The organism is Pseudoalteromonas sp. S16_S37, assembly GCF_014694405.1.
GTDB lineage: Bacteria > Pseudomonadota > Gammaproteobacteria > Enterobacterales > Alteromonadaceae > Pseudoalteromonas.
The window spans coordinates 19311-41254 of sequence record NZ_JAAUWV010000045.1; the positions used below are offsets into that span (position 1 = coordinate 19311).

At 43.5% G+C, this 21944-nt stretch carries 16 protein-coding genes; 8 read left to right on the top strand and 8 right to left on the bottom strand.

Annotated features, from left to right (window positions below; all coding sequences use genetic code 11):
* Positions 1 to 536 precede the first annotated feature (536 nt).
* The gene (locus tag HC733_RS16750; RefSeq protein ID WP_190366155.1) at positions 537 to 2756 is read right to left on the bottom strand and encodes a TonB-dependent receptor; all 2220 of its coding nucleotides are present in this window, start codon (positions 2754 to 2756) and stop codon (positions 537 to 539) included.
* A gap of 570 nt (positions 2757 to 3326) precedes the next feature.
* On the bottom strand, positions 3327 to 5654 hold the full coding sequence (locus HC733_RS16755) for a helicase-related protein (protein WP_190366156.1): 2328 nt from the start codon (positions 5652 to 5654) through the stop codon (positions 3327 to 3329).
* A gap of 104 nt (positions 5655 to 5758) precedes the next feature.
* Between HC733_RS16755 and HC733_RS16760 the strand changes: the two genes are divergently transcribed.
* Together HC733_RS16760 and HC733_RS16765 are read left to right on the top strand one after the other, a co-directional pair.
* Positions 5759 to 6589 carry a M90 family metallopeptidase gene (locus tag HC733_RS16760; RefSeq protein ID WP_190366170.1) on the top strand — a complete coding sequence of 277 codons (831 nt, stop codon included), beginning with the start codon at positions 5759 to 5761 and terminating at the stop codon, positions 6587 to 6589.
* A 107-nt stretch (positions 6590 to 6696) separates the two neighbouring features.
* Positions 6697 to 9873 (top strand): amidohydrolase family protein, encoded by a 3177-nt coding sequence (locus tag HC733_RS16765; protein ID WP_238937592.1) that lies wholly within the window; start codon positions 6697 to 6699, stop codon positions 9871 to 9873.
* A gap of 52 nt (positions 9874 to 9925) precedes the next feature.
* Here HC733_RS16765 and HC733_RS16770 read toward each other — a convergent pair whose 3' ends face one another.
* Genes HC733_RS16770 through pspF form a run of 6 tightly spaced genes read right to left on the bottom strand, consistent with a single transcriptional unit; the run spans position 9926 to position 16285 of the window.
* A complete protein-coding gene (locus HC733_RS16770) occupies positions 9926 to 10687 on the bottom strand; it encodes an ATP-binding cassette domain-containing protein (RefSeq protein WP_190366157.1) in 762 nt (253 codons plus the stop codon).
* On the bottom strand, positions 10672 to 11679 hold the full coding sequence (locus HC733_RS16775) for a peptide ABC transporter ATP-binding protein (RefSeq protein ID WP_190366158.1): 1008 nt from the start codon (positions 11677 to 11679) through the stop codon (positions 10672 to 10674). Before HC733_RS16775 ends, HC733_RS16770 begins: the two co-directional genes overlap by 16 nt.
* The gene (locus tag HC733_RS16780) at positions 11679 to 12572 is read right to left on the bottom strand and encodes an ABC transporter permease subunit (protein ID WP_190366159.1); all 894 of its coding nucleotides are present in this window, start codon (positions 12570 to 12572) and stop codon (positions 11679 to 11681) included. The genes HC733_RS16775 and HC733_RS16780 overlap by 1 nt, the downstream gene beginning before the upstream one ends.
* Positions 12559 to 13593, bottom strand: coding sequence for an ABC transporter permease subunit (locus HC733_RS16785; protein WP_190366160.1), 1035 nt, complete (start codon positions 13591 to 13593; stop codon positions 12559 to 12561). The genes HC733_RS16780 and HC733_RS16785 overlap by 14 nt, the downstream gene beginning before the upstream one ends.
* Positions 13593 to 15197, bottom strand: a complete 1605-nt coding sequence (locus tag HC733_RS16790; protein ID WP_190366161.1) for an ABC transporter substrate-binding protein — start codon at positions 15195 to 15197, stop codon at positions 13593 to 13595. Before HC733_RS16790 ends, HC733_RS16785 begins: the two co-directional genes overlap by 1 nt.
* Before the next feature lie 2 nt (positions 15198 to 15199).
* Positions 15200 to 16285 (bottom strand): phage shock protein operon transcriptional activator, encoded by a 1086-nt coding sequence (gene pspF, locus HC733_RS16795; RefSeq protein WP_190366162.1) that lies wholly within the window; start codon positions 16283 to 16285, stop codon positions 15200 to 15202.
* A 186-nt stretch (positions 16286 to 16471) separates the two neighbouring features.
* Here pspF and pspA point away from each other — a divergent pair, with 186 nt between their 5' ends.
* From pspA to HC733_RS16825, 6 genes are all read left to right on the top strand, one after another.
* Positions 16472 to 17134: a phage shock protein PspA gene (gene pspA / locus HC733_RS16800; RefSeq protein WP_190366163.1), complete on the top strand. Its 663-nt coding sequence runs from the start codon at positions 16472 to 16474 to the stop codon at positions 17132 to 17134.
* Positions 17135 to 17209: 75 nt separating this feature from the next.
* Entirely contained in the window at positions 17210 to 17440 is a 231-nt protein-coding gene (pspB, locus tag HC733_RS16805) for an envelope stress response membrane protein PspB (RefSeq protein WP_194710083.1), read from the top strand.
* The gene (gene pspC / locus HC733_RS16810; RefSeq protein ID WP_190366164.1) at positions 17437 to 17838 is read left to right on the top strand and encodes an envelope stress response membrane protein PspC; all 402 of its coding nucleotides are present in this window, start codon (positions 17437 to 17439) and stop codon (positions 17836 to 17838) included. The genes pspB and pspC overlap by 4 nt, the downstream gene beginning before the upstream one ends.
* Positions 17839 to 17909: 71 nt before the next feature.
* Complete coding sequence (locus HC733_RS16815) at positions 17910 to 19316, top strand: YcjX family protein (protein WP_190366165.1); 1407 nt, start codon at positions 17910 to 17912, stop codon at positions 19314 to 19316.
* The gene (locus HC733_RS16820; protein ID WP_190366166.1) at positions 19313 to 20368 is read left to right on the top strand and encodes a TIGR01620 family protein; all 1056 of its coding nucleotides are present in this window, start codon (positions 19313 to 19315) and stop codon (positions 20366 to 20368) included. Before HC733_RS16815 ends, HC733_RS16820 begins: the two co-directional genes overlap by 4 nt.
* A gap of 152 nt (positions 20369 to 20520) precedes the next feature.
* Complete coding sequence (locus HC733_RS16825) at positions 20521 to 21699, top strand: trans-sulfuration enzyme family protein (RefSeq protein ID WP_190366167.1); 1179 nt, start codon at positions 20521 to 20523, stop codon at positions 21697 to 21699.
* The last annotated feature ends 245 nt before the right edge of the window (positions 21700 to 21944 follow it).

Consider the following 21944-nt stretch of genomic DNA (forward strand, 5'->3'; position numbering starts at 1 on the left):
ACAGACCTAGGTTAGATTGGGTTGAGTACGCTCCTTGCATTTCTATTTACCAGTGCTAATGAGCACCTTATGGACCTAAAATCATACCATATTATTAATTAAATATTTCATATTCCATAAGATTTTATTTTTAAATTACTTAGATAAGAGGAAGTGAGAGCCCTTGCGGTATTTAAATACGAGTTGGAGAGGTTATAAACTAAATAACCTGAACGCAGGATAAGTAACATGCTACAGCACTGCGCTGTTTGCGTATTCCTGTGTTGAGTTCGCTAGCAATGGCTCGCTATTACTTACGTGAACTCGCCTTGAACTGCGCAAAAATAGCAGCACTGTATGACTTGGACTGGTAATAGATTGATGCAACTAACTTTGTCATATCTATTATCCCAAGTTCAGGCTAAATAAAGTGGCTATGAATTTGAACAGTTACTGCTGTCGTACTATCCCATTGTTAAAATTAGTATTTTTGTTTTTTAAGAGGAAAATGCCAGCATTGCGCTGGCATTTTCTTATTCAGTGTTTATAAGTATGGCTTAGAACGTCGCTTTGTAGCGTACACCAAACTCGCTAGCGTCATTGCTCTTGATCACTAAGATGTAGTCACCAGTATTTAAGCGAGCATCATCATAGCGCTCATCAAAGATGTTACGACCGTACAATGAGATATCCCAGTTGGCATTCATGGGTGAATAAGTGATATCAAAATTGGTCGTTGTACGTGAGTCAATTTGCGTCATACGGCGAGGATCTGAGCTTGGCTCTCCGTACATATCATCACGGTATGAAATATCCATGCGTGCGTTTATTGTAGCGCCACTGCTTAACTCAAACTCATAAGATGGGCTGATTGATGCAGTCCACTCGGGCGTTAGCGGTGCAACTGGCTTAACTCCGTTTTGCTCTTGTACATCAACATCCATAAAACCAAAGCTTGAATGTAGTGTAAAGCTATCAGTTACATAGTAAGTACTTTCAAATTCAACACCACGTGAGGTTTGCTCAACGATCAGGTTGTTGGTATCAAAACCTGCGTCTGTAACTACGTTTACTTGATATGGTAAGTCATCGTATTCAGTGTTGAAAAACGCCACACTCATGCTGAAATCATCTGTTAACTGACCTTTAAAGCCGGTTTCATAGTTGATTGCACTAATGTTGTCGCTGGCCATAAATGCGTTGTTTGCACGCACTGCTGCTGCCGCTTCCTCTTGTTTCTCAAAACCACCAGCACCGAAGAACTGACCGATTAAGAAATATGGACGGGCAGGGTATTGACCTGATTGATAACCTGTTTGCACAGTACCGTACCAGTTTAAGCCGTTGTCAAAGGTATAGTTTGCCGCTAGTTCCCAAGAGATCTCATCCCAATCACGGTGTGAGCGAATAGTGCCAACAGGGTCAAATACGTTGGTCGACGCTGACTTTTCATCTTCGGTGTAACGTACACCGCCTGAAATACGTAGGTCGTCAGTTACATCAACGCCAACGTTAACAAAGATTGCGCGGCTGGTAGTTTCTTGGTCTAGCTCAAGTTTAGTTGGACCACCATCAAAGCTCGCTTCAGACGAATCCTGACGGTTTGAACCTTCTTCATTGAACCAGTAAACACCCGTTACAAAGTCTGCACTGCCTAAGTAGCCAGTTAACTGTAATTCAACAGAGGTTTGGTCAGCAGTACCGCGCTCAGGGTAGTGATCAAGTTTAGCGGCTGTACTGTCATCATCAAGACCTGCTTTATATTCAGATGAGCGCTTTGAGAAGATAAACTTAGTACCAAAGTCTGGGGAGATGTCGTACTCAGCAGTCAGTGAAATGCCGTTGGCATTGTTAGACACAGTTGACGTTTCCACCGTGCTTGTTGCATTGTCATACGGATCAAGCGTTGTGTCTGAGTTACGCAGACCATTTTGGTATAAACGGCCATTGGGTAGCTCATCAATAAGTGTGGTGTAAGGGCGTGTGCCACCTTCACCGTCGTTCGCATCGGCAGTTAATACTAAACGTAAGTCTTCGCTTGCGTTATATTTTACTGAAACACGACCGTGGAACTCTTGGTTCTCGCCTACATCGTATTCTGCGTTAGGTAGGTTTACAAACTCACCTAAACCACCACGGCGGTTAAAGCCCATGTTAAAGTTAAATGATAGGTCTTCTGTTACCGCTTGGTTAGTGAAAATACTGCCTTTTAAGCGACCGCGAGTACCGACTTCTGCGCTTACTTTAGTTACGGCACCTTGATCTGGCTGTTTAGTGATGATGTTAATCGCACCACCAATTGAGTTACGACCATACAGCGTACCTTGTGGACCGCGCAATACTTCGATCCGTTCGATGTTTGCTAGGTTCCAGTTTTGGCCAACTTGGCGACCAAGGTAAACGCCATCAACGTATACACTAACACCAGGGTCTGTGGTGATCAGGTGATCTTGTAGACCGATACCACGAATAAACGGGTTTGCAGAAGAGTTGTGGCCTGCTGAGAAGCCTGTGATATTTAGGTTTGGAACAAATTTGCCCACATCAGTGATATCTGAAATACCTTGTGAGTCAAGGTCATCACCAGAGAATGCACTCATTGCAATCGGAACTTCATAAATAACTTGTGAACGCTTAGTTGCTGTTACTGTGATTGCTTCAATTTTTGACTTTTCTGCTTGTGCTTCTTCTGCCATAACAGATGTAGCAGATAAGCTAGTCAATGCGACTGCCAATGCGCCAGCAATAGGGGATAAGTTGCGTACAGTGATGCTCATACTTGTTCCTCAGAAACGGTTAAACTTTTAAATCTCGTGTGTGTGGTTTCTTGCGATTGATATCGCCGCGAGGGACTCGCCAACCGTGAATGCAACTGCCAAACAATTCAGTTTATAAAACGCGCGCGCAAAAAAACGCAATCATCCGTTGGAGACTGCTGATACATTTTTTATTTTTACGGCTAATTACAAAACTGAAAGGTCAGCAAAATGCTGCTATTCGATTGGGAGGGTATTATACATTGGACTTTATAAATTTGGCAATAAAAAACTAGGGAGGTTTTCCTTTTTGGGAGTCATTTTTGAATACATTTTTCACTTTTGTACCATATAAGGGATTTTATTTCCCCAGTATGTCGGGTTATAAAGTGGCTTGGTCGACCTTGTGTATAAACATGCCAAAGCGTTTTAGATTAACTATTTCTTTAATGAGTAAGGTGATGAAGAAAATAGCATCACTACGGGCCCATTTAAAGGCTTGTTGGCAGTACACAGCGCTAAGTGCGTATTATGAATTTAAACGAGGGACCGCCGCCTAACAGGTAAGAAAACTAAACACTCATAACGGCATTATTTCACATCCACCACTTTACTTGCTTTTTTGTAGCGAACTTTAAAGCCAGGCCAAGCAGGAAGCTCCCACTTTTTTGGCGCTTCCTTTCTGTTGCCGCTGACGTGGGTTAACAGAATGCGCTTGGCGGTGAATGAATACTCCACCTGCATAAGCAAGTCATTGAGTTTTACTTGCAATGGATGCTTTTCAATAAATGGCGCTAATTCCCAAGGCTCTAACTCTCGGTAGAACAAATCTTGTGGCTCAATCAGTGCGATATCGTCTTGTTCTTGAAGACCCAGCTCATGTAGCTTTGCTTGCAAATATTGCGTGGCGGTTGGCATTTCAATCGCAGTATTGTGAGCTTGATAGTAAAGCTGGTGCTCAGCCAACGATTGGTTAATTTGTGCGCCTGCAGGGGCGAGTAATTCCCCCTTTAAAATAAGGGCGATACAGGCGTCGATAAACAGCTGCCCAGAGGGTTCGATCAATTGTTCATTTAGCTCTAAACCCGCATAAACATAGCTCATTTTCGCCATGATCTTATCTTCAATAAGACATGCATCAATAAACTGCTGTTCACCTAAGCCAAGGGTCGAAATGATGTTTAAACTCAATGGCGCATTTAAAGTTGCTAGTGTCATGGCTTGTTTTGTGCCTTTACCTGCCAGCGCATAAGTATCAAGCACCAGCATGGCTTGGCAATTATCAACAATGCGAGTTTCTTTAGCTGGCACAACTTCGCTGTAACCATTGCCAAATGCGCCACGGCGATTGTTACGTTTGACGAACAAGCAATCCGGTTTAGCTTTGGCTATCGCTGCAACAAGTTGATTTCTATCATAGCTGGCTGCGTGTTTTCGCTCTGGTAAATCAAAAGCACTGCGCAATTGGTCGCTAAATTGCTTTGCTTCGTTAAGCGCATCGGGCTCAACTTTTATACACTCTAATTGCTCTCGCACTAACGCGATAACTAATTCTAAATCGCAGTGATTGGGGAGTTGTTTATTCAACACATCAAGTTGCTCAGCGCAGCTTGGTAATTGATACACTCGCGCGGGTACACTTAATACCGAAACAGCATCGACCATAGCCTGTTGTAGTGATTTACTGGGCATGGCGTTGATTAAATAGGCCAGTTCGGCATCTATAGGTAAAGGGTAGAGCAGTTTGCCAAGTTCAGTTGCTCGTTGCTGTTTATCTATGGCTTTTATGTGGGTGAGCTTTTCGATGGCAGCGGCTTTGGAAGCCTGTGGTAGCGGCTCAATAAACTCTATGCTATCAACGCCATTGCTTGAGCAACCTGCGGCTAACACTAATTCTGTGAGGTTTTCTCGGTGTATTTCCGGTGGCGTGGCGTCAATCAGTGGCGCATGCTCGCCATATAGCCGAATACATAAGCCCGACTGAGTGCGTCCTGCGCGGCCAAGACGCTGTTTGGCAGAGTCTTTTGCTATGGCTTCTAGGTTAAGCACGGTTTTACCCGCTCGCAGATGTGTGCGCCGCTCCAATCCAGAGTCTATCACGCAGCTTACATTGGGTATCGTCAAGGAGGTTTCAGCAACGTTAGTGGCTAATATGATGCGTTGTTGATTTTGCACATTGAGTGCGAGGCGTTGTTGCTCAGGATGACAGCCACCAAACAAACGCACTACCAGTGCATCTAAGAGTGATAATTTGCCTGCAGCGGCCTGGATCTCGCCCTTGCCGGGTAAAAATACCAAAATATCACCATCGGTATGTTCTAACGCGTATTCGCAAGCCTCACAAATACGCTCGCTTAAATCATATTTGCTGGGCATTGCTCGGGAGTCATTGGCAATAAAGCGCTCTTCTACCGGATACATTTTGCCATCTGAATGCAGCGCAGTTGCTTGTAAATAGTCAATAATGGGGGCTGTGTTTAGCGTTGCTGAAGTGACGATTAAACGATGCCGTGCATGGCTCTTAAGCAAAGCCAATAACAAGTCCATATCCCAGCGACGTTCGTGAAATTCATCGAGCATCACCACTTGATAGTCGTTAAGTTGGTTTTCAAAGTACCAGCGCAGTGCCACACCTGGTGTCGCAAAAACCACTTGAGTGCCCTCATCAAAATGATGCTCAAAACGGATCGCATAACCGATTTTTTCACCCACTTTTTGCTGCGCTTGAGACGCCAAATATTCAGCCAAAGATGTACAGGCAATACGTCTTGGTTCAATAACCAGCACCTTACCTAGCTCATTTGCCCATAAGGGTAAACAGGTTGACTTACCGGAGCCTGTCGCAGCACTGATCACCAAGTGGTTTTGCGCAAGCGCAGTTAAAAATTCAGGTTTGATGGCTTCAATCGGTAATGTCATAACTCGAAAACGTTGGCGAAATTGGCGCAAATATTATCAAAGCTGTATTGAAAATGCTGCTGTTTGTACCAACTATGTTTGAAAAGATGAATAAGTAAACAATGATGATTAATGTATTTTTAATGTCGGCGCTATTGGTGTTTGTGGTTGTTTATTGGCGCTGGCAAACCATCCAAAATATTCTTTGGCAAAAGAAATATCAAACACAAAGCTTGTCGCATATGGATAGACAAGTGTTGTTGACATATATGCCCATTTACCGAGCTATGACCGACGCTGATCGTGAAGCACTCGAAAAACACGTAGTGTGGTTTTTGGGCGAAAAGCGTATTTTAGGTCGCGATGGGCTGAAAACTAATCGTGCGATGGAACTAATTGTGGCCGCAGATGCCTGTCTACTTGTGCTCAAACAATCATGGCCTTTGTATCCAAACGTCAAAGAAGTGCTACTTTACCCCAGTAGTTACTACGCACCACAAACCAGCACAGACAGTGCGGGCCTTGTGAATTACCATACTTCTATCCGTCAAGGAGAGTCGTGGCCGGGTGGCACGTTAGTGCTCAGTTGGCACGATGTACTAGAAGGTAACCGTCTGCCAGGAGATGGTCATAACCTTGTGTTTCATGAGTTTGCTCATCAACTTGATCAACAAACAGGGCAAACTAACGGCACACCGCAATTAACGAGTAAGCAAGATTATGCCGACTGGGCGCGTGTATTTAGCCGAGCATATACAAATTTAAAAAGCCATGTGGCGTATCAAATGCCCCATGTTATGCACAGCTATGGCGCTACCAACGAGGCTGAATTTTTTGCGGTACTGACCGAAACCTTTATCGAAAAACCAGCAGCGCTAAAAAGTTATGACCCAGAACTTTACCGCCTGCTCATGCGCTATTTTCAATTTGACCCTTTAGATTGGCAGCGACATTAGCCTCTCAATTGCGCAACAGCCGCAAAAATCTGTATTTGATGGCATTTTACTGGCAACTTTAGCCGATTTTTGCTGTGATGGTGCAAATTTTAGTTGAGAGTATAACAATGAAGAAAAAACAGTTTTATAGCGCACTGTCGCTCTCTATCGCATTAGCGCTCGGTAGCGCCCAAGCTGAAGAAGCCAAATCAGAAAAATGGAATGTTGATGCACCGCAAGGTGAATTTTTAGACGCAAACATCTCAGTAACACAAGGTACTTGGATGAATGTTGATATCAGCCCAGACGGTCAAACTTTGGTATTTGACCTGCTAGGTGATATCTACACTATGCCTATTTCCGGTGGTGAAGCGAAACAGCTTACCTCTGACATTGGCTGGCAGATGCAGCCTCGTTTTAGCCCTGATGGTCAATACATTGCGTTTACCTCAGACCAAGGTGGTGGCGATAATATCTGGGTGATGAAAACCGACGGCTCTGAGCAAACAGCGGTAACCAACGAAACGTTCCGTTTGCTAAACAGCCCAGCATGGAGCCCTGATGGTAATTATCTTGTTGCGCGTAAGCACTTTACGGGTACACGTTCACTCGGTGCTGGTGAAGTATGGATGTATCACAAATCGGGCGGTACTGGTTTTCAGCTCACCAAACGTGATAACGACCAGAAAGACTTAGGGGAACCAGCATTTTCACCTGATGGCCGTTATGTTTACTTCTCACAAGATGCCACACCGGGTAAAACTTTTCACTATTCGAAAGACTCAGTAGCAGGTATCTACAAGATCAAGCGCTTTGACAGAGAAACGGGCGAAATCAAAGTTATTTTATCAGGGATGGGCGGTGCAATTCGTCCAACTCCGTCACCAGATGGTAAAACGTTGGCTTACGTAAAGCGCGACGATTTCCAATCAAGCTTGTATTTATATGACTTAGAGTCGGGTAAAGAAACCAAACTATATGGCAACCTTGAACGTGATATGCAAGAAACGTGGGCGATTCACGGCGTGTATCCAACAATTGCTTGGACACCAGATAGCAAGAGCTTAGTTTTTTGGGCGGGTGGTAAAATCCACAAACTAGCGGTTGCAAATAAAGCCATTGAAACCATCGAATTTGCAGTTAAAACGACGAAGAAAATCCAAAAAGCACTGCGTTTTGCACAAAATATCGATCAAGATCAATTTGATGTGAAAATGCTGCGTAACGTGCAAGTTTCACCCAATGGTGAAACGGCTGTGTTTGAAGCTATGGGTCATATTTATGCACGCGATTTAGAGTCGGGCAAAGTGAAGCGTTTAACTAAACAAAACGATCATTTTGAGTTTTTCCCGCAGTTTTCACGCGATGGCAAAAAGATTGTTTACACTACCTGGGATGATAATGAGCAAGGCAGTGTACGCGTTGTTTCAGCAAGTAACGGCAAAGGCAAAACGATTACTAATGAACCAGGCAAGTATGTAGAGCCGACCTTTAGCCCTGATGGTAAAACAGTGGTGTACCGCAAAACACGTGGTGGTTCAATTTTAAACCCTCAGTGGTCTTTAAACCCAGGGCTTTATCAGGTATCAAGTAACGGTGGGGAACCTGAACTTATTAGCGAAAATGGCTACCAAGCACAATTTGCTGATAGCAATGACACATTGTATATGATGGATCAGGGTAAGCATCCTGAACTGCATGCGATTGATCTTAAAACCAAAAAGACCCGTGTACTTTATGAAGCAGAGCATGCAACGGAATTTAGAGTATCGCCAAATGGTAAGTATTTAGCTTTTGCAGAGCGCTTTAAAGTATTTGTAACGCCATTGGTGCAAACAGGCAAAACCATAATGGTTTCTCCAACTGACAAACAGTTCCCTGTTGAGCAGCTTTCAGTTCGTGCGGGTGAAAACATTAGCTGGAGCAGCAAAGGTGATAAGCTATATTGGAGCCTAGGTCCAGAGCTTTATCATGCAAGTCTTGATGGTATGTTTGATATTAAACAAGACAAAGATGCTGATTTTAAAGTGAAAAGCGGCACCAACATCGGCTTTAAGCAAGATATGGCACAACCGCAAGGCATGATAGCCCTCACTGGCGCTAAAATTGTCACTATGCAAGGTGATAAAGTCATTGAAAATGGCGTGGTATTGACTGATGGCAAGCACATCAAAGCGGTTGGTACTGCAGCGCAAGTGAATGTGCCTAAAGGCGCTAAAGTGATTGATGTTGCAGGTAAAACGATTATCCCAGGGATTGTTGATGCGCACGCTCACGGCTCACAAGCCAGTGATGAAATTGTCCCGGAGCAAAACTGGAAAAACCTAGCAGGATTATCTTTAGGTGTGACCACTATTCACGATCCGTCTAACGATACCACTGAAATTTTCGCAGCCAGCGAGATGCAAAAGGCGGGTAAGATAGTAGGCCCACGTATTTTCTCTACAGGTACGATTTTATATGGTGCCAACGTACCAGGTTATACAGCACACATTGATTCTTTAGATGATGCTAAATTCCACATTGAGCGTTTACAAAAAGTGGGCGCATTTAGTGTTAAGTCATATAACCAGCCGCGTCGTGAGCAGCGTCAGCAAGTAGTAGAAGCCGCTCGCGAGTTAGGTATGATGGTTGTGCCTGAAGGTGGTTCATTATTGCAGCACAACCTCACTATGGTTGTTGATGGGCACACGGGTGTTGAGCACTCAATTCCTGTGGCAAACATTTATGATGATGTGAAACAGCTTTGGTCACAAAGTGAAGTAGGTTACACACCAACACTGGGCGTGGCGTATGGCGGTATTTGGGGTGAAAACTATTGGTACGATAAAACGGATGTGTGGAACCACCCACGCTTAAGTAAGTTTGTGCCTAAAAACCAACTATTACCACGTTCTATGCGTCGTATTAAATCGCCTGAGCATCACTACAATCACTTTAATAACGCCAGAGTGTCTAAAGAGCTACAAGACTTAGGTGTTTTAGTTAACCTAGGTGCACATGGTCAGCGTGAAGGCTTGGCCGCTCACTGGGAAATTTGGATGTTTGCACAAGGTGGTATGACGCCACTCGAAGCACTGCGTGCAGCCACGCTAGACCCTGCGAAATATGTTGGTCTAGATAAGCACATTGGTTCAATTGAAGCTGGAAAGTTAGCTGATTTGGTGGTGATTGACGGCGATCCATTGAGCAATATTCGCGACACAGACAAAGTAACTTACACCATGATCAATGGCCGTTTGTTCGATGCTTCAACAATGAATGAAGTAGGTAAAAAAGAACGCGATAAGTTGTTCTTTGAATAATCTCAACTAATCAAAAGGAAGGCTCAGCCTTCCTTTTTTATCTTGATACGTGTTATACGTTTAACAAACGCTGCATCACTTTTGATTTAGGCGCTGCAAATATCGATAAAGTATCACCATACTCCACTACCTTACCTTTATTTAATACCAATAATTGGTCGCTCATATGCTTAACCAAACTTAGGTGATGGGTGATAAGCACATAACTCAAGCCTGAGTCTCTTTGTAATTCTAAAAGTAAGTTAACGGTTTGCGCCCGAACTGATGGATCTAAAGAGGAAAGCGCTTCATCTAATACCACCACTTTTGGGTCTAAAATAAGTGCCCTAGCCAGCGCGACACGTTGTAATTGACCACCACTAAACATATGTGGGTAATACTCATAATGTTCAGTCAGTAGACCTACACGAGTCAGTGTGTGCTTAATTTTTTTATCGCGTTGCGCTTTGGTAAGCTCGGTATTGAGTCGCAGACAATCATCAAGCATATCACCGATGGTTAAACCCGGATTCAGTGAGCGAGTAGGGTCTTGGAAAATTAGTCGAATGTGACGACATTCTTCACACCGTAGTCCATCATCTTCGATGGTATCGCCATCTAGTAATATTTGCCCTTTATCTGAGTGATCGGCACCGGCGAGCACTCGCGCGAGGGTGCTTTTTCCTGCGCCGGTTTCACCAATAATAGCCAAGGTTTCACCATGACCAACGGAGAACGAAATATCTCTAAGTACTCTGGCATGCTTACGTTTAAATACGCCCGCTCGGGTACAAAACGATTTATTAAGGCCTTGAACTTTTAAGAGCGGCTGCATTTGGCTTTTTCCTTAACAAGTGGAAAGTGACAAGCATAAGTATGACTATGAACTTTACTTTGAGGTGGTGTGACAACGCATTGTTTTTGCGCTTGAGGACAGCGAGGGCCAAGGCGACAACCAATCGGTAAATGTTGCAGTGGTGGTATTGTCCCTTTTAGCGCATAAAAGGGTTCTTTGTGAGCTAAACCCTGCGCATAGTCAGGTAAGCTCTTCACCAGTGCTTGTGTGTACGGATGGTAAGGGGTGTTAAATACTTTATCGGTCGGACCTGCTTCAACCATCTGTCCGCAATACAAAACATGCATTGCATGTGACCATTCGGTGATCTCTTCAAGCTCATGAGAGATCATCAATATCGACATATTTTTCAATTGGTTAAGGCTTTTTAAGAGCCTGAAAACCTGCGCTTTTGCCACGCTTTCTAGGGCGGTAGTGGGTTCATCGGCAATTAACAGCTTAGGGCTACGTGCAATCGCCATTGCTATCATCACTTTTTGACAGACCCCTTCTGATAACTCGTGTGGGTAACTGCTGGCCACCTTTTTATCGTCTCGAATGCCTACTTTGTGAAGGAGCGCTTTGACCTTATCTTTGCGCTCATTACTGCGCGAAAAAAAGCTGCCTTTTAAACTGCTGTCTGGTAGTGATTCTGCAACTTGCTCATAGATTTTGGCCGTTGGGTCTAAGCTTCGGCTTGGCTCTTGGTAAATCATTGCCATATCTCGACTGACGATTTTTCGGCGTTTTTCAGGGCTCAATCTCATTAAGTCAACACCTTGCCAATGCATTCTATCTGCCGTGACCGTCCAGCGTTTATTCAACACCCCAACGATTGCTTTAGCGATTAGGCTTTTGCCAGATCCAGATTCGCCAACCAGCGCATGTACTTCACCTTCTTTAAGGCTTAAGCTTATGCGGTCAACGGCTCTGATCACACCTTCTTCGGTATGTAACTCTATGGTCAAATTACGAATGTCTAATAGCTGCATTAATCTACCTTTCGGCCCTTTAGCACTTGCCTTAAACCATCACCTACTAAGTTGGTAGATAGCACGGCGATAAATAATAACATACCCGGTAAGCCAACGGTCCAAGGTGCAAGGTAAATCAGACTGAGGTTTTCAGCCAAGATTGCGCCCCATTCTGTGGTAGGTGGTTGCGCGCCCAATTTCAAAAAGCCTAACGCTGCAATATCGAGTATTGCTGTTGACAGGGCCATAGTAAAAATAACCACAATATGCTCATAAATATTAGGTAATACGCCGCGCGTTAATATTTGCCATTTAGAAGCGCCATCTAAACGAAATGCGCTGATATAATCTTTATTTAATTCCTCTACCACGAGGTTCCTAACTGAGTGAACATGCTGCGGTAGCAACGCAAAAATGATGGCCCAAACGGTGTTGAGCAAGCCAGGTCCAAGCACGGCAATAATAATGATAGCCAGCAGCAAAGAAGGAATAGATAAGGTAATGTCCAACAGGTGATTGAGTAAACTTGAACGAAACCCCTTACTTATTCCAGCAAGTGTGCCAAGGACCACGCCAATGAATGTGGTCACTAAGGCTGCAACAATAGACAAGCCAAAGGTGAAGGTTGCACCGTTCATTAATCGAGAGAGCACGTCACGACCTAAGTCATCTGTGCCAAGAATAAAGCGTACATCGCCCAATTCATGCCAAGATGGTGGTAGTAAAAGCGCATCGCCATGCTGCTGGTTGATACCATAAGGCGCTATAACTGGAGCCGTGATAGCCAGTAATGTCAGGGCTACAAACACCCAAAGGCCAACCAATGCAGGGTGGTTTGATTTAAACTTACGCCACAATCGAGACAGTGGCGAGCGGTTTGACTCTTCACTAAATAAACTAAACTTTGCCATGGGCTTGATTTCTCGATAGAGGATCGAACAAGGTGTGGCTAAACTCTGCCACCATATTTGCTAAAATAACAAACATCGAAACGGCCAATAAGCCGCCTTGAATTGCAGGGTAGTCGCGCTGATAAATGCTATCAATTAGCCAGCGACCAACCCCAGGCCATGAGAATATGACTTCGGTGATCATCGCTAAAGTGATCAGCGTACTAAATTGCAAACCAATTTGTTTGATGACGGGTAAAAGCGCATTTCTCAGCGCATGATGCATGATCAACTGACGGCGGTTTAAGCCTTTAGCACGGGCTGTTTTGATATAGTTTTGCTCTAACACATCTAACATCGAGTCTCTGGTAAAGCGGATCAAAACGGTTGTAGGGTACATTGCCAACACCACGGTAGGTAAAGCTAAATGGTGCAGTGCATCTACAAAGGCCAGTCCTTCGTAAGGGAAGTCCTGCAGGATAATATCAAGCAAAATAAAGTTGGTAATTGGTTCAACTTCATACAATAGGCCAATACGTCCTGACATTGGGAATAGGCCCAATCCTAAGCAAAACACCATAATAAGCAATAGCGCGAGCCAAAATATGGGGACTGAAAAGCCTAATAAACTTAAAGAGTTAATTACTTTTTCTGGCCAGCGTTTGTGATAAGCAGAGGCGATAATTCCACCTGGAATACCAAAAATGATAGCCACAGCTAACGCGTAAATACATAGCTCTAGCGTTGCCGGAAAGAGTTTTACAACATGCTCAAAAACCGATTGGCCCGAAGACAATGATAAGCCCCAGTCACCGTGTACTATTCGTTCTAAAAAGGCGAGGTACTGAATAAATATACTCTCATCTAAATGATACTTGAGCGTAAGCGCCTTACTTTGCTCGTACGTAGGATGCAGTTGTCCTGTCACGTTGCTGAGTAATTCGCCTGGAAACATGTAGCTCAGCGAAAAGGTAAATACGGTGAGCGTAAACACCATAAACAGTAATAAGCTGAACCGTCTTAATAAGTATTCAAATAGCATTATTCACGCCTCGCTCTTCCTAAAGAGATCCCGCCAAAAGGGCGTAGGGAAATGTCTTTAAGGTCACTGCTGGTTGCTTGAAAGCGCATACCATGCGCGATGGGCACAAGAGGTAGTTGCTCAATAATCATTTTTTGGGCTTGTCGGTAGTACACCTTGCGCTGCTCTATATCTGTTACATCAAGCGCTTGAGTCAACAATAGATCAAACTCTGGATTACACCAGTTAGATGGATTTTTGCCACTAAATGTGGCTGTGCAGCTAAGCAGTGGACTAAAAAAGTTATCAGGATCAGGTGTATCCGCGGCCCAACCTAACAGCACACTGTCGTGCTCATGGTTACCAACGCGCTCCAAAAAGGTATTCCATTCATACTCAACAATACGAGCGTTGATGCCAATTTGTTTTAAATCACTTTGGATCAATTCGGCCATCTTACGAGCATTCGGGTTGTATATTCGAGAGACAGGCATGGCCCAAAGGGTCATGCTGAAGCCGTTTTCAAACCCCGCTTCTTTAAGTAGTAGTTTCGCATACTCTGGGTTATATGTGGGCATGTTGCTTTGTGCTTCAAATGCCCAAGACGAGGGGGGTAAATGTGAGCGAGCAATTATTCCATTACCATAAAACACCGCTTGCATGATTTTTTCAAAATCGACTGAATAAGCCAATGCTTTGCGTACGAGCAAATTGTCAAATGGTGGTTTTTCCGTATTAAACGCCCAATAGCCAATGTTTAGGTTCGGGGCTTTTTCAACCTGAATATCGTCACGCTCGGTTAGCACACTTAACTGTGTCGCACTGGGGTGAGCTGTAATATCACACTCTTTGGTAAGCATTTTAGCAATGCGACTGGTGCCATTGGTGGTGATGTCAAAGACCAGTTGTTGCATCGGTACTGTATGTTTCCAATAGTGTTCATTGCGGTGGTAACGGATCAGGTTGTCGCGTAAGTAGTTTTTGTATTTAAATGGACCGGTACCAACGGGATAAATATCAAATAAGTCTTTGCGTTCTACCTGCGCCAGATTGTCAGCATACTCTTTGGATAAAATGACCGCAAAGTCAGTGGCTAAATTAGATAAAAAGCTACTTTCAGCATTAAATAGTTCAAAACGCACAGTATAGTCGTCAACCTTGACGACTTGGCGTATCAACTGATCAAGGCCAACACTTTGAAAATAAGGATAGTTTGCATCACCTACGAAATGGTAGGGGTTATAAACATCAAAGAGTCGACCAAATGAGAATACGACATCGTCAGCATTCAATTTGCGTGTTGGTGTGAAATAGTCGGTGTTATGAAACTGCACATCTTGGCGTAAGTAAAAGGTGACGGTTTTACCATCATTACTAACTTGCCACTTGGAGGCAAGTTCGGGCTTAAACTCGGCGGTTTCGGGGTCAATACTGAGCAAAGTGTCGTAGAGCTGGCTGGCGATAATATCTATTGTGGAGCCAGTCGTTGTCACTTGTGGATTGAACGAGACAGGATTAGCTTCGGCACAATAAACTAACCCTTGTGTTTTTCTAATGGTTTGTTGGCTTGCATCAATACAGCCTAATAAGTACGTACACAGCGCACCTAGTAGCAAATTACGCACATCTATGCCTCTTGTTTTTGACCCGAGTCTAACAGATTGTATTTTTTCAAATATCCACGTAGCTGATGATACGTCAAACCAAGCATTTGTGCAGTTTTCTTTTGGTTAAATTGGCTATGTTTTAGCGCATTTTGTATTAAATTAATCTCATACTCGTTAGAGAGCGACTTAAGGTCGCATGGAAACGTGATATCGGCTTGTTGTTTTAATTGCTCAGGTGCTGCTGGTTGTTGTTCCGCGTCGCTGTAGATAATAGTTGGCGCTGGTTCATTTACCGTTTTTGCTTTTACTCGTTGTGTGGGTCTATGTGGGCTTTCGAAAGGGTCTAAAACGATATTGTGTACTGGCAGGCTTTCACTGCCATGGCGATACAAGCTACGTTCAACCACATTTTTAAGCTCGCGAATATTACCAGGCCAATCGTACTCTAATAGTTTGTCAGTCGCTTTGCGTGTAAAACCACTGAACAATGACCAATTTAAATCGCGTGCCATATTAATTGCAAACTGCTCTGCCAGTAGCAAAATGTCTTCTTGGCGAGCTCGAAGCGGAGGTAGAGTAATTACATCAAATGCGAGCCTGTCAAGTAAGTCATGACGAAACTCACCATTGTCGGCTAAGGTTGGTAAATCTTCGTTGGTTGCACATACCAAACGGGTATCTACCTTTACCGTACTTTTACCACCAACACGTTCAAACTCACCATATTCAATTACGCGCAGTAGTTTTTCTTGTACCATGGCTGAGGTATTTGCTAATTCGTCTAAAAAGAGTGTGCCGCCATTGGCTCGTTCAAAACGACCTTCGTGTCGTTTGCTTGCACCGGTAAATGCGCCACTTTCATGACCAAACAATTCACTTTCAAGTAAGTTTTCGTTGAGTGCAGCGCAATTTAGCTTAATATAGTTTTGCTCCCAACGCTCTGACAGATAGTGTAATCGTGCCGCGATGAGCTCTTTACCGGTACCGCGTTCACCAATAATGAGTACGGGTTTTTCTAACGGCGCCAGTTGCGAGACTTGGTCTAACACAGCCAAAAAGCTGTCTGATTGGCCGAGCAGATTATCCTGTTGGCGAAATTGGCTCATATTGCCTAACTCTTAGTTATTTTTGCTAACTGTTAGTGTATTTGAAAAAAGCACGTAACTAAAGATTTTTTTAAAAAGATATAACATCATGATAAATATTGATTTTTACGCTTTTGAAAAGTTGGCAAGCAATTTGATACATACCTGACCAGTGATTCAAATTTATAAACCAAAGAGGTAAAGATTATGGGAATTTTCTCTCGTTTTGCAGATATCGTTAATTCTAATATCAATGCCATTTTAGATAAAGCGGAAGATCCTGAAAAAATGGTACGCCTTATCATCCAAGAAATGGAAGATACATTAGTTGAGGTTCGCTCTACTTCGGCTAAAACCTTGGCAGAAAAGAAAGAGTTGTCACGTCGTGTTGAGCAGTTAAATGAGCAAACTCAGCAGTGGCAGGAAAAAGCAGAATTAGCTTTGAGCAAAGATCGTGAAGATTTAGCACGAGCAGCACTGATCGAACGACAAAAGTCTGAAGAAGCTGCAAACAGCGTTAAGTCTGAGCTGGAGCATGTTGAAACACACATTGATAAGTTGCAACAAGAAGTTGCTACGCTACAAGAAAAGTTAGCGGATGCAAAGGCAAGACAAAAAGCAATTGTGCTGCGTCAACGCTCTGCAGAATCTCGCTTAGAAGTTAAAAAGGCGCTTGATAGCTCAAAAGTTGAAGATGCGCTTAATCGTTTTGAACGCTATGAAAGCAAGATTGATGGTCTAGAATCTCAAATAGAGTCTTATGATTTAGGCAAAAAATCATTAGCAGATGAAATAGCAGACCTACAAAAAAATGAAAAAATTGACGATGAGTTAGCGGAACTTAAAAAGAAGCTAGCAAAAAGTAAGTGAACTTAAGTGGCATCTATTGCACTAAATCAATAGATGCCGCACAACCGAATACGCCCATTGTTTGGAGTAGCAATTATGGACTTAGATATTTTAGTAGCCCCGATCATTCTTTTTATGGTGGTAGTTGCCCCATTGTGGTTAATTTTACACTACCGCAGTAAAAAGCAGGTAAGTCAAGGTTTAAGCGAACATGAACACCGTCAGCTTTTAGAGCTTGCAAGCAAAGCTGAGAAAATGGCAGAGCGCGTAGAGACATTAGAAGCTTTGCTTGATCAAGAAGCACCTGAATGGAGACGCAAAGTATGAGTAGCAGCAAACGTGAATTATACCGCGACCCAAAGCGAGGCAAAATAGCTGGAGTATGCGCGGGCTTAAGTGACTACTTTAATATGGAGCTGTGGTTAGTACGCATACTATTTATAACAGCAGTGCTGTTGTCTGGCGGACCCTTGTTCGTTGTAGCATACGTTGCTTGTTGGTTTATTTTAGATAAGAAGCCGATGACACACTCTTCCTACAACAAGGAGCAGGACGAAGATCCAATTTCAGTTAAATTTAAAGTATGGCAAAAGGGTGAGCCGCCAAGACAAGCCTTATTTGACCTTAAAGAGCGATTAACGCGCCTTGATACACGCATTCAAAGTATGGAAACATACGTGACATCAAGTGAGTTTACAGTGAGCAGAGAAATCAACAAGCTGTAACAGTAGTAAAAAGCATATGTGGCGTATAAACGCCACAGCGCTTAGATCTTAAAGAGGGAACCGACGTTTTTATGAAAGCCAAATTTGTTACTCAAAAAGCCCTCGAAAAACTCAAAAGTAATACTCAAAAAGCATTCAACCGTAGTCTGGACCGACACATCAAGTTAGCCGTCACAGGTTTTAGTGGCAGTGGCAAAACCGCATTTATTACCGCACTTGTAAAACATTTAACCAGCCAAGCTACAAAACAAAATTTACCTTTTTTTGATGTCGTCAGAGAAGGGCGTTTAATTGCAGCAAAACAGGTGCCGCAAAGAGCCCTTGATATTCCAACCTTTGATTACCAATCAGCGAGTAGTTGCTTGTTGGCGGATGAACCCACTTGGCCCCCTTCAACACAACGGATTAACACGTTGACCTTAGCGCTGAAATTTCATTGTGAAAGCGGTCTACGTGCGCATCTATCCCCAATTAGCACGGTATATTTGGAGCTCATAGATTATCCGGGCGAATGGTTGGCTGATCTACCTATGCTCTCACAGGATTACCAAACATGGAGCAAAGCAACGCTGGAGTTGCTGCAGCGTGATGCCTACAAAGGTTACAGTGAAGCCTTTTTATCGTTGCTCGATACCTTTGATAGCAATGCCAAAGTCGATGAACAAGAACTAAAAAAACTGGCACAAAGTTATCAGCAGCTACTCAGTACACTTAAAAGCGAAACCAAATTAGCCCAGCTACAACCGGGCAGAATGCTTATTCCATCTGATTTAGCGGGCGCGCCAATACTGTTATTCTTTCCTACTAAAGCGCTCAATGAGGTCCGTGAGCACAGTCAATACCAACAGCTTCAAGCTCGTTTCGAAGCTTATAAACAACAAGTTGTGATGCCTTTTTACAAACAACACTTTTGCCAGTTTGATAGGCAATTAGTGCTGGTAGATGTTTTAAGTGCTCTCAATGATGGGCCTGACACGTTACAAGAGCAACGTGAGGCACTTGCGCATGTGATGCAGGTATTTGATTACGGAAAATCAGGATTTTTAAAACGGTTGTTTTACCCAAAGATAGATAAAGTGCTGTTTGCGGCAAATAAGTGTGATCATGTCAGTCCCTCGCAGCGGGCTGATATCGCCTTATTGCTTAACGACATGTTAGGGGAACAAGCAAACGAGCTGCGTTTTTCTGGCGTGTCGGTAGATACAATGGCTATTTCGTCTGTACAAAGCACTCAAACGAAGGTAATCAAAGACAATGGTCAGCATTTAGAGTGTGTTTATGGCAAGGTACTTGGTGAGCAGCAATGGACAACCTATTTACCTCCACAGCCACCAAATCACTGTTTATCAGCAGGTCAATGGCCTGAACACGGCTTTGAATTTTTGTCTTTTTATCCGCAAAAAGCGCAACAAGGTAATTTGCATCATGTTCGTCTTGACCATGCGTTGCAGTTTTTAATTGGAGATAAGCTAGCATGAATCAAGGTAATGAACTGCGCGCAGGTAGACGTATTAAAACACAGCATGCACCTGAAGATGAGCAAATTAGTGATGGCGTAAATCACGCACATGGCAAACGCTTTGACGGGCAACAAAGTCACGTTGAAAGCGCTCCAAGTACGGATGTGGAATTGCCCGAGAATAATGAAGTCGAATTGGAGCAGGTGTTTTCGAATGCTCCAAAACGCGTTAGTTTTGGCAAACTATTTTTTATCAGCTTGTTAGTGCTTGTGGTTGTAGAGAGTGTTTATAGCGTTATCGAGGCTATGAACGAGTCTTGGTTATTGGCTTTGCTGTATAGCAGTGTTTTGATCTTAGCGATAATTAGCGCGGCGGTATTTTTGGTGAGAGAATCCGTTGCACTTAAGCGTTTGAAATATCATCAGCACCATCAACAAGACGGACTGCGGTTACTTAATAGTACGCAAATCGGTGAGGCTCAAAGCTGGCTTGAGAGCGTGCTTAAGCATCATCCTCAGCAGCAAGTGGCTGAGTTTAAAGCATCAATTCAGGCACACCACACCGACAAAGAAGTATTACAGTTGTATGAGTCGAGCTTATTGCAATCACACGACCAAAAAGCCAAGCAAATTATCAATCAGCACGCCACAACTAGTGCGATGCTGGTGGCAATGAGTCCAATGGCGCTTTTGGATATGCTTGCCGTGCTTTGGCGTGGCGTGCATTTAATTGAAGCGATCACCAAGCACTATGGCATTAAACTTGGCTATCGGAGTCGTATCACCCTATACAAGTTACTCGTAAAACAAATGGTGTTTGTTGGGGCAACAGAGTTGGTATCAGACTTGGCTGCGACAAGCTTAGGTGCTGAGTTATTGGGGAGGCTATCAGCTCGCGCAGGGCAGGGCTTAAGTGCAGGCGTTTTTACCGCACGCTTGGGCTACAAAGCCATGGAATTATGTAGACCACTACCACGCTTAGAACATAAACCGAGTTTACTTAAATCTACGGTTAATCAGTTGGTCAATACGCTACTTAAACGAGCAGACCAAGCAGACAAAGTGAAATAACACAAAGTGAGGTGACAACAATTTTGTACACCTTGCTATATGCGAATGACATAAGCTAGCCATCTTAGCGTCTGGCTTGCTTGTGCATTTTAGCCTGCTGACTTATTTATTAGATAAATCAATTAAAGAATAATAAGTTAACAGGTTAATTTATGAAGAAGTATCATGACAACACGCAATGTATTCACGGCCCAGAGCACTTTAACGATCCACACGGTGCATTGACCGCCCCTCTATATCAAACTTCAACTTTTGCTTTTAAAGATGCAGCGCAAGGTGCAGCTCGCTTTGCCGGTGAAGAAGCTGGATATATCTATACGCGTTTGGGTAACCCAACAACGCGAGAGCTTGAACAAAAGCTCGCACAGTTGGAAGAAATGGAAGACGCGGCGGCAACCGCAACGGGTATGGGCGCTGTATCTGCATCAGTGCTGAGCTTTTTACAGCAAGGCGATCATCTTATTGCTTCTAGTGCTTTATATGGCTGCAGCTTCGCGTTGTTCGCGCACATGCTACCTAAATTCGGTATTGAAGTGACGTTTGTTGATATGACCAACGAAGCCGAGTTACAAGCCGCGCTCAAACCGAACAGTAAAATGCTCTTTGCAGAAACACCAATTAATCCGAATATGACGGTACTTGATCTCACCATGTTAGGTAATTTTGCTCAGCAGCATAAACTAATTAGTGTGATCGATAACACCTTTATGACGCCACTTTTGCAAAAGCCTAAGCACTTTGGCATTGATATCGTTATTCACAGTGCAACCAAGTACTTAAATGGTCACGGAGATGTGGTTGCTGGCATCGTATGTGGTTCAAAAGAGCACATTGAGCTTATCAAATTAACGGTGTTGAAAGACATCGGTGCCACTATCAGTCCGCATGATGCTTGGCTGATAAACCGTGGATTAAAAACCTTGGCCGTGCGTATGGCTCGACACTGTGAAAGCGCGCAAAAAGTCGCTGAATATTTGGAGATGCATCCAAAAGTCAGCAAAGTATTTTATCCCGGACTTAAATCTCACCCAGGTTACAAATTCCTAGGCGAGCAAATGAAAGGAGCAGGCGGCGTTATTGCATTTGAGATTAACGGCAGTCTAAAAGATGGCGAAGCATTTATTAACGCAACAGAGCTTTGTACCTTGGCTGTGAGCCTAGGTGACCCAGAGACCCTTATTCAACACCCTGCATCAATGACACACTCACCGTACACGCCTGAAGAGCGTCAAGCTGCAGGGATCTCAGATGGCTTGATCCGCATTTCTATCGGTTTAGAAGATGTGCAAGATATCATGGATGACCTAGATAACGCATTTAAGGTGTTTTAGTGTAATATTTATTTTACACTTGAGGTTGCTTCACCCCGCCTAAATGGCGGGTGTTTATTTTTAAATACAAATTTGTAATTTAAAATGTACATTTTTAGCCTTTATTCGAAAGGCGTTGTTTGCGCTGCCTATTAAACTTTCACTAACTTTTACATAGTATCTAGATCACAAGTTGAAGTGCGATCTGTGTAGGTCGACGATGTAAAAAGAAGGTTAAAATGGCTAAATCAAGTAAATATACCTCT